Source organism: Streptomyces sp. RP5T, assembly GCF_003933965.1.
In the GTDB taxonomy this organism is placed as follows: domain Bacteria; phylum Actinomycetota; class Actinomycetes; order Streptomycetales; family Streptomycetaceae; genus Streptomyces.
The window spans coordinates 23,723-33,075 of sequence record NZ_RSAJ01000026.1; the positions used below are offsets into that span (position 1 = coordinate 23,723).

8 protein-coding genes are annotated in these 9,353 nt (G+C 72.9%); all 8 read right to left on the reverse strand.

The features are described from left to right. Nucleotides 1-42: 42 nt before the first annotated feature. Nucleotides 43-126 (reverse strand): putative leader peptide, encoded by an 84-nt coding sequence (locus EHS43_RS48890; RefSeq protein WP_349817346.1) that lies wholly within the window; start codon nucleotides 124-126, stop codon nucleotides 43-45. A 127-nt stretch (nucleotides 127-253) separates the two neighbouring features. Next, the gene (locus EHS43_RS05035) at nucleotides 254-826 is read right to left on the reverse strand and encodes a GNAT family N-acetyltransferase (protein ID WP_125189311.1); all 573 of its coding nucleotides are present in this window, start codon (nucleotides 824-826) and stop codon (nucleotides 254-256) included. Between the two features lie 17 nt (nucleotides 827-843). Beyond that, entirely contained in the window at nucleotides 844-2,139 is a 1,296-nt protein-coding gene (locus tag EHS43_RS05040; protein WP_125189312.1) for a hypothetical protein, read from the reverse strand. A 153-nt stretch (nucleotides 2,140-2,292) separates the two neighbouring features. Next, entirely contained in the window at nucleotides 2,293-3,543 is a 1,251-nt protein-coding gene (locus EHS43_RS05045; protein WP_125189318.1) for a GAF domain-containing protein, read from the reverse strand. A 279-nt stretch (nucleotides 3,544-3,822) separates the two neighbouring features. Further along, the gene (locus EHS43_RS05050; RefSeq protein WP_125189313.1) at nucleotides 3,823-5,457 is read right to left on the reverse strand and encodes an acyl-CoA dehydrogenase family protein; all 1,635 of its coding nucleotides are present in this window, start codon (nucleotides 5,455-5,457) and stop codon (nucleotides 3,823-3,825) included. A 729-nt stretch (nucleotides 5,458-6,186) separates the two neighbouring features. Further along, on the reverse strand, nucleotides 6,187-7,173 hold the full coding sequence (gene sbnA / locus EHS43_RS05060) for a 2,3-diaminopropionate biosynthesis protein SbnA (RefSeq protein ID WP_125189314.1): 987 nt from the start codon (nucleotides 7,171-7,173) through the stop codon (nucleotides 6,187-6,189). A gap of 30 nt (nucleotides 7,174-7,203) precedes the next feature. Further along, entirely contained in the window at nucleotides 7,204-8,235 is a 1,032-nt protein-coding gene (sbnB, locus tag EHS43_RS05065; protein ID WP_125189315.1) for a 2,3-diaminopropionate biosynthesis protein SbnB, read from the reverse strand. Next, nucleotides 8,232-9,218: a TauD/TfdA family dioxygenase gene (locus EHS43_RS05070; protein WP_125189316.1), complete on the reverse strand. Its 987-nt coding sequence runs from the start codon at nucleotides 9,216-9,218 to the stop codon at nucleotides 8,232-8,234. The genes sbnB and EHS43_RS05070 overlap by 4 nt, the downstream gene beginning before the upstream one ends. Nucleotides 9,219-9,353: the final 135 nt, after the last annotated feature.

Genomic DNA, 9,353 nt, shown 5'->3' on the forward strand with positions numbered 1-9,353 from the left:
GGGCGGAGAGGAGGGAGAGGTGCCGGGTGACGCTGAGGCTCGTCAGCGCACCGGACAGATGGCGCTGGACATGCGGCCGAGGTCGACGTGCCGCCGACTCACCAAGGCAATTCCAGTTCCAGACATGACGGAAGCGTGGCACGGCGATCTGGACACAGTCCAGCTTTATCCGCCATGTGGACACCCTTGTCTCGACAGGCGAGACGAGGGTGTCGTTGGTCACAAAGATCGCGGGCCCTCTTGTTCCCGCAGGTCAGGCCGGGTAGGCCCCCGGCCAGGGGCCCGGCGCGGACGCCTCCGCCTCCTCCTCGACCTTGGTGTCGAAGAGGTGAAAGCCACGGCGCTGGTAGTTGGCCATCGCGTGCTCGCCGTCCTTGGAGCAGGTGTGCAGCCAGACCCGCTTGGTGTCCGTCAGTCCCGGCCAGCGGTCCGCCAGGTCCCAGGCGCGGGCGGTGCCGTACGACAGGAGGTGGCCGCCGATCCGCCGGCCCCGGAAGGCCGGGATCAGGCCGAAGTAGACGATCTCCACGACCCCGTCGTCCTGCGGCTCCAGCTCGACGTATCCAGCCGGAGTGCCCCGGTCGTACGCCACCCAGGTCTCCACGCCCGGCCGTTCCAGGTGCTCCTGCCAGCGCGCGTAGGTCCAGGAGAGCCGGTCGGTCCAGCGGATGTCGCCGCCCACGGACGCGTACAGGAAGCGGCTGAACTCGGGGGAGGGGATCTCCGCGCGGCGGACGTGGACGTCACCCTCCGGGGGCTCGGCCGGCAGGAGGTCGGTGGGCGCGGTCTGTTCCAGGGACCAGGTGGTCACGGCGATGTTCGGCATGCCGGCCAGGGAATCATCTACCCCAGAGATCTGTCGATCGAGGCCAGCGGCAGCGCGAACAGCACCCGGCCCGACTGGGACCACACCTGGCCCGTCTGCTCCCAGTACGACAGGGACTCCGACTCCCCGCTCCAGCAGTTGCGGGTCTCGTCGGCGCCGCAGCGGGTGGTCTTCGCGGGGTTCGTGGTGTTCTGGCGCCACAGGGTGCCGTGGTCGCCCTCGGTCCCGGCGGCCCGGCCCAGGTACCACTGGGAGTCGTACGACAGCACGGGGCCGGAGCCGGAGGCCTTGGTGACGTAGGCCTCGGACGCGCGCGCGGAGCCGCCGCTGCCGGTGGCGAGGAGGCCGGAGCGGCCGGGGGCGCCGCTGAAGCCGTAGCGCCACATCCGGGCGCCGGTGTCGCCCTCCCCGGAGACCCACTCGCTCGCGACCAGGCTGTCCGGCGCGGTGCTGCGGTCCAGGGAGAGGTAGTCGGGGCGGGCCGCGCCCGCGTCGTCGGCCGGGCGGTACGAGCCGACGGCCGGCAGGACCCACTGGGCGCCGTGCGCCGACCAGCCGCCGCGGACCCGGCCGACCGCGGCGCTGTCCACGGTGGCCCGCTGCACGCGGTTCATGTCGTAGACGTACAGCGCCTGGCCGTCGTCGCCGCTCGCGGTGACCAGCAGCTTGTTCTGGTACCAGACCATCCCCGAGACCCGGGAGACCAGGCCGCGGAAGTCGTGTCCGTCGTCGACCGGGACGGCGAGCAGGGCCCAGGAGTAGGTGGGCCGGTCCAGGTCGTTGGCGTCGACGAAGGCGACCCTGGCCAGGCCCCCGTCGTCCGCCGCGGTGCCGGTGCGGCTCCACGCGGAGAGGATCACGCGGTTGGCGCCCCACAGGCCGTCGTCGTCGGCGTCCCCGGAGGTGGTGACCGCCCCGGCCTGCCAGGAGCGGGTGTCGGCGGCGTCCCAGCAGTAGGCGGCGGTGGCCGTCGGCTTCACGGGCAGGGCCGCGCGCTCACCGGCCGTGCAGTCGAGCGCGTCGCGCAGGGGCCGGTCGGCGGAGCCGAGGACGGCGGAGACCCCGACCGGACGCCCCATCCCGGCGGAGAGGCGGTCGAGGGCGGCCTTCGGGACGAGGGATTCCTTCAGACGCAGCGGAGCGGTCTCGGCCTGTGAGGTGAGCGGCTTCAGCGTCCCGGGATTGGCGGCGACCGTGGCCTGCGAGGCGCTGATCATGGTGGCGGCGGCGGTCAGCGCGAGGGCGGTGCCGGCCAGGAAGGCGCGCAGCGCTTGGCCCCGCTTGCGCCTGCGGTGTCTGCCACGTTGCTTCATACCGTCCTCCCGAGGCGGGCCAACTGCGCCTGTTGATCCGTACGTTGACCGAGGAGCAGGTGGGGTGGCCCGTAGGGGATGCTACGGCAGTACGGCACGACTGGGGGCGAAGATGCTGCAATTATGCGGAAGATGCACCATGAGCGAGGGTTTTCACCCGGTCTCGGTGGTGGCGCGGGCCCCGAGCACCGCCGGGGCCGTCGAGTGCGGCAGCAGGTCGGCCGGGTCGCCCGGCAGCAGCACCTCGACGTCGGCCTCCTCGCAGAAACGATACGGCCGGTGTTCCAGGAACGCCCCGAGATACCGCCGGACCCGGGACATCTCCGCCCGTACGGTCACCGTGCGGCCCGGATCGCCGAACATGTCCTCGGCCAGGCCCGCCGCGCTGCGGCCCGCGCGGTGCAGCGCCAGCAGGTACAGCAACTCCGCGTGCCGGGGACTGAGTTCGTGACTCCACGAGCCCGCCCCGCCCGACACCGTCACCGTCCAGCGGCGCGGGTGGCCGAGATCCAGCACGATCCGGGTGGCGCCCCGCGGCTCCGGCTCCTCGGTGGCGCGGACCAACCAGCCGCCCGCCAGCGGTTCCAGGGTGCACAGGCCGAGCGCCGGGAGCCACCGGCGGCCCGGCGAGAGGGACTTGGGCAGCGCGATCCGGTGCTGGTACGGCATTCCGGTCACCGCCGCCGTCCAGCCGTCCCGGTCCACCACCAGGGCCCGGCCCGTGAGCCGGGCGAGCACCGGCGCGGCCACGGCCCGCAGTTGCTCCAGCGAGGCGTGGTGCAGCTCGCGCAGCCGTGCCTCGGCGAGCCTGGCCACCGATTCGACCCAGGCGAGCGTCGCCGGATGCATGGTCTCCAGCGGGCCGCTCACGTCGACCACGCCGATCAGCCGGCCGTCGCGCGGGTCCTTGACGGGGGCGCCGGTGCAGGTCCAGGTGGTCTGGGAGCGCACGAAGTGCTCGGAGGCGAAGACCTGCACGGGACGGCGCACCACCGCCGGGGTGCCGATGCCGTTCGTGCCGACGACGTTCTCCCGCCAGTCGGCGCCGAGTTCGAAGCCGGTGCCGTCGGCCTTGCGCAGGACGGCGGAACTGCCCTCCCGCCACAGCACACGGCCGTCCTCGTCCGCGACCACCATGATGTGGTGGGCGATGTCCGCGACCGACAGCAGCCCCTCCCTGAGCACCGGCAGCACATGCCTGAGCCGGGAGCACTCCCGGCGCCGCTGCACCTCCTCGGGGGGCAGCAGACCCGAGCGGAAGTCGTGGTCCGGGTCGACGCCGCCGCGCAGCATACGGCTCCAGGACTCCTCGATCACCGGGCGCGGGGCGAGAGGGGCGGGCCGGCCGGACAGGGTGGCGGAGCGGATGTCGTTCAGCACCCGGGCCGCACGGGCGGTGTCCATGGTGGCCAGATGGGTCGCATGCGTCGGCGAGAGCGGCACTGGTCCTCCCGGTCCCGGTTCCGTTGACTGTCCGTCTCATAGTGCCGGTCGCGGCGCGGGGCGGCACACAGTCCGCGGACAGTCACCAGGAAGTTGCAACCCCCTGCAACCCTGGTGGTGGGGTCCCGCTTGTTTGAAACTTGGGCGAACGCCGTCTCGCAGCGGCGTGCCACGGCCTCTGGAGGCCGCAACGGGGGTGGTGCCGTGTCGGCGCAGCACCACCCCCGTTCTGCTGCGAACTCACTCCACGGGCCGGGCCCGTTCCACCACCGACGCCAGGTCCAGGGTCGTGGGCAGCGTGCCGAAGGCCGTTCCGCCGTCGCCGCCCAGGCGGGACGCGCAGAAGGCGTCGGCGACCGCCGCCGGGGCGTACCGGACCAGCAGGGATCCCTGAAGGACGAGCGCCAGTCGTTCCGTCAGATGGCGGGCCCGGCCCTCGATGCCCTCCAGATCGGCCAGTTCGGTGAGCAGGTTCTTCGTCGCCGCGTCCAGGCGGTGGTCGGCGCCCCGGGTCCGGCCGATCTCCAGGAGGTAGGCGTTCAGGGCCTGCGGTTCCCGCCGCAGGACCCGCAGGACGTCCAGGGCCTGGATGTTGCCCGCGCCCTCCCAGATCGAGTTGAGCGGTGACTCGCGGACCAGGCGGGGCAGGCCCGACTCCTCCACGTAGCCGTTGCCGCCCAGGCACTCGGCGGCCTCCACCGTGAGCGGGGCGCAGCGCTTGGTGACCCAGTACTTGGCCGTCGGCACCGCGATCCTGAGGAAGGCCCGCTCCTGCTCGTCGTCCGTGTCGTAGGCGGCCGCCAGGCGCAGGGCGAGGGTGGTCGCGGCCTCGGACTCCAGGGCGAGGTCGGCGAGCACGTTGCGCATCAGCGGCTTGTCGACGAGTTTGCCGCCGAAGGCCTGGCGGTGCGTGCAGTGGTGGATCGCCTGGGCGACGGCCTGGCGCATCAGGCCCGCCGAGCCGATCACGCAGTCCAGCCGGGTCGCCGCGACCATCTCGATGATGGTGCGGACCCCGCGCCCCTCGTCGCCCACGCGGCGGGCCCACGTGCCGTCGAACTCGACCTCGGCGGAGGCGTTGGAACGGTTGCCGAGCTTGTCCTTGAGGCGCTGGAGGAGAAACGTGTTGCGGGTGCCGTCCTCCAGGACGCGGGGGACGAGGAAGCAGGTGAGCCCGCCCGGGGCCTGGGCGAGGACCAGGAAGCCGTCCGACATGGGGGCCGAGCAGAACCACTTGTGACCGGTGAGCTCGAAGGTCTCCCCGTCCGGCAGGGCCCGCGCGGACGTCGTGTTCGCCCGGACGTCGCTGCCGCCCTGCTTCTCGGTCATCCCCATCCCGAACAGCGCCCCCGCCTTCAGGTGGGCGGGGCGCAGCTCGCGGTCGTAGACCATGGACGTCAGCCGGGGCTCCCACTCGGCCGCGAGGTCGGGGTCGGTGCGCAGCACGGGGACCGCCGCGTGGGTCATCGACAGGGGGCAGCAGTTGCCCGCGTCGACCTGCGTCCACAGCAGGAAGGCCGCCGCCCGCCGTACGTGGCCGCCGGGGCGGACCCAGGCGGCGGTCAGGCCCGCGGCGACGCCCTTGCCGAGCACCCGGTGCCAGGCCGGGTGGAACTCGACCTCGTCGACACGGTGGCCGTGGCGGTCGTGGGTGCGCAGCCGGGGCGGGTTCTCGTTGGCCTGGAGACCCCACTCCTGCACCTGTGCCGAGCCGCAGGCCCGGCCGAGCGCGCCCAGCTCGCCGTGCACCTCGTCGAGCAGGTCCGGGTCGAGGTGCCGCTCGACGGCCTCCTTGAGGGCGCGGTCGGCGCCGTAGACGTCGTAGCCGGTCAGAGGTGGGGGCTGGTTGGTCACGGTGTGCGTGGTGCCTGCCATGCCTGCGAACGTACCCCGGGCGACCGGGTGGGTCACCTCACGGACACGGCTCCGGGCGGCGTGATCGCGCAGGGCGTGCCGGGGCCGCGTGCGCTGCCGTGACGTGGGGCGGCGGGTCCCGGTGCCGACCGGGGCGTGTTCTCTGCCGGAGGCGACTGCCACGCCGGACGCGGCCGAGGCCGGGAGACGCGCGAGTGCGTCACGGCCGGCTTCGTGGTCGTCCCGGTCGGGAGCGGCACTCCCCGCGGCGGGCCGGGTTTCGACGCGCGGACGCTCCGGAAGCTCCGTGCGGTTCCCGGCACCGCCGCCTCCGAGAGTTCGTCGAGCGCCGTCTTCGTCCTGGAGGACTGGATGGCCCTCATCAGGTCCGGGGCCCCGCGCCGCCGAGGCCGCACCACTCGCGGCGACCACCCACCTGCCCCTGACCGCCGGAAGGATGTGCGATCTCGGTGGTGGCTGAGGCCCCGGGGTCTCTCCGTTCTGCTTGCCGCCGCTCGCGGAGCCCGTGCCGCCCGCGGGACCGAGCAGTGACCCCCGCCGCCCTGTCGCCCGCTCCGCGCAGGGGCGACAGGGGTGCGGTGCGGTGTGGGGGCTCACGCGAGGTAGGCCATTGCCTCCGCCGGCCGGTGCCGTTCCGCTTGCCTCCGTTCGCGGACCCCGTGCCGGCCTGCACCATCGAGCAGCGCCCCCGCCGCCCCGTCGCCCGCCCCGCGCAGGGCGGCGCGGGGCTCACGTGAGGTGGGCCATTGCCTCCATCGGTGGGTGGAGCGGGGCCGCCTCGGGTGTGCCGTCGTGCGGCCAGCCGGGGCGGTACACCGTGTCGAGGTAGCGCTCGCCGAGGTCCGGGGCGATCGCCACCGCGGTGAGGCCGTGGCGGCCGTGGGCGGACAGCCACTGGTGGGCGCCGCTGACGACCGTGCCGGTGGAGCCGCCGAACAGGAAGCCCCGGGCCGCCAGCCCGCGGCAGACCTGGAGGGTGTCCGGTTCCCCGACGAGGACCACGTCGTCGATGTACGACCTGTCGAGCAGCTGCGGCGGCACGCTCGTGCCGAGCCCCGGGATCATCCGGACGCCGGGCGGGCCGCCGAAGGTGACCGAGCCGACGCTGTCGACGGCGACGATCCGTACCGGCCGCCGCCACTGCCAGAACCAGCGGGCGCAGCCCATCAGCGTCCCGGTGGTGCCGGCCCCGACGAACAGCACGTCCAGGTCCGGGAAGCGCCGCGCGATCTCCGGGGCCGTGGTGCGGTAGTGCGCCCGCCAGTTGCCCTGGTTGCTGTACTGGTTGAGCCACACGTACCGCTCGTCCGAGGCGCACAGCGCCCGCACGTACGCGAGCCGCGCGCCCAGGTAGCCGTCGTGCAGGTCCGGCTCGCCGACCACGTGCACCCGGGTGCCGAGCGACTCCATCAGCCGGATCGTCGCCAGGTTGCACCGCGAGTCGGTCACGCACAGGAACCGGTAGCCCCGGCTCGCGGCGATCACGCTCAGGGCCACCCCCAGGTTCCCCGACGACGACTCGACCAGGACCGACCCTGGCCGCAGGGTGCCGTCCCGCTCGGCGGCGTTCACCATCTCGCGGGCCGCCTTCAGCTTGATGGACCCGGCGAAGTTGAAGCCCTCGCACTTCAGGAACAGCGGAAGCTCCAGCGCGGCCCTCAGGTCGACGTAGAGGTCCGGCTCGTTGAACTCCGAAGGATCGGAAATGACGGGCATGACGCCCCCCTCCTCATGCGCGCAGCTCGTTCAGCCGTACCGGCGCAGCTCGTTGAAGAACCCGTCGACGACGTGCAGTTCGCCGCGCCGGGCCAGTTCGTCGTGGACGTACCGGCCGACGGCGAGGTCGAGCACCCCCAGGCCGAAGGGGGAGAACACCACCGTCCGGTCCGTCGGGACGGTCACCCGTCCGCTCAGCACGTCGTCCAGCGTGCCGTCGATGAAGTCCCGGTTCCCCGTGAGCCGTTCGGCCAGGTGCGGGGAGGTCTCGGCCTTGAGGCAGTGCTCGACGTCGTCGACGAAGTTGGCCGACGCGAGCAGGATCTCCGGGGCGAGATCGCGCAGGGACACGTGCAGGACCAGGGGGTGATGGCCGAACCACGACGGATCGTGGACGTGCGGGGTGCCGGCGACCGTGGCGAAGACCACCAGGTCGCTCGCGCGGACGAGGGATTCGGCCGAGTCGTGCACGGTCACCTTCCCGGGCGCCCCCGACCGCTCCAGATATCCGCGGAACCCGGCGGCGCTCTCGGCGGACAGGTCGTGCACGCCCGTCTCCTCGAACTCCCAGCCGGTGCCGGTGAGATGGGTGTGGAGGTAGCGGGCGATCAGTCCGGTGCCGATGAAGCCCACCCGGGCCGGGCGGACCCGGCCCGCGCTGAGCCTTGCGGCCGCCAGCGCCGCCGAGGACGCGGTGCGCGTGGCGCTGATGACCGAGCTCTCCAGACACGCGAACGGGTAGCCGGTGTCGGGGTCGTTGAGGATCAGCACCGCCGACGCGCGCGGCAGCCCGGACCCGATGTTCTCCGGGAAGCTGGAGACCCATTTCAGGCCGTCCACACGCAGCGGTCCGCCCAGCGAGGCGGGCAGCGCGATGATCCGGGACGACGGACGGTCCGGGAACCTCAGGAAGTACGACGGCGGGTTCACCGAGTCGCCCGCCCCGTGCAGCCGGTAGACGGCCTCGACGAGGTCCGCGATCTCCGGTTCCCGCCCGTGCAGGACCTGTTGCACCTGGGCGCCGGTGACCAGCGCGAAGGACGGGGCGTCGACGGTGCTCATACGCCGCTCACCTCGCCGTCGGCGCGCAGCACCGGGTCGCCGAGCGCGGCCAGCACCTCGCGCGGCCCCTCGAAGGGCTCGCGGCCGTGCGCCGTACGGATGTTGTCGACGAGCAGCAGGTCGCCGTCCTGCCAGGGGGCGCGCACGGTGTGGGCGTCGTACACCTCGTTGATCGTGCGCACCACGTCCGCGTCGATCGGACTCCCGTCGCCGAAGCGGGTGTTGAAGGGCAGCCCGTCGGCGCCGTACATGTCCACCAGGTATTCGCGCACTTCGGGCTCCGTGGTCCACTCGTTGAGGAAGGCGATCTGGTTGAACCAGCAGGGCGGGCCGCCGTCCGGGTGGCGGAGCACCGCGCCGCGCCGCTGCCGGGTGCGCAGCGAACCGTCGTCCTGCCAGGCGAACTCGATGGCGTGCCGGCGGCAGTAGCGTTCGACGGCGTCGCGGTCGTCCGTGCCGAAGGCCTCCTCGACCGAGGCGCCGATCTCCTCGTGGTAGGCCCGGGTCAGCAGCCAGCCATCCCGCTCGAAACGGGAGACCAGCTCGCGGGGCAGGTCCCGCAGTACCGCGGAGGCGTCGGCGAGCGGGGTCGCGCCCCCGGACGCGGGTGCCTCCAGACAGGCGAACAGCAGCAGGCCCGGGAACCGGAGGCCGTAGCTGAGCTCGTGGTGCATGCACATCTGCTGGTTCGGCGGCCACTTGGTGGACGAGTACACGCCGTCCGCGTAGCGGCGCCGGGGCGCGAAGGGCTCGTGGTCGGGCATCAGGCCGTCGGTCAGGTGCCGGAAGACCGCCTCGCTCGTGGCGGGGTCGGCGAGGCCCAGCCCCCGCACCAGGACGCAGCCGTGGTCGAGGACGAGGGCCCGCAGCGGGTCGCGGTGCTCGGCGGCCCACTTCACCGGATCACCGCCGGACTCGGCGTGCAGGAACGGCGGGCTGCCCGGGGCCGGTTCGAGGGGAAGGAGCGAACTCGTGGACGACATCTCGGGGTTCCTAATCCTTGAGTAAGCGATTCCGGTTGGCTTCGTCAGGGGCGGCCAGGACTGTTGATGTGGTGCGGTTTGCGGCGGCCTCGTGGGCACCGGGCTGACCCCTCTGGGTTCCTGGTCCTCTGAGAC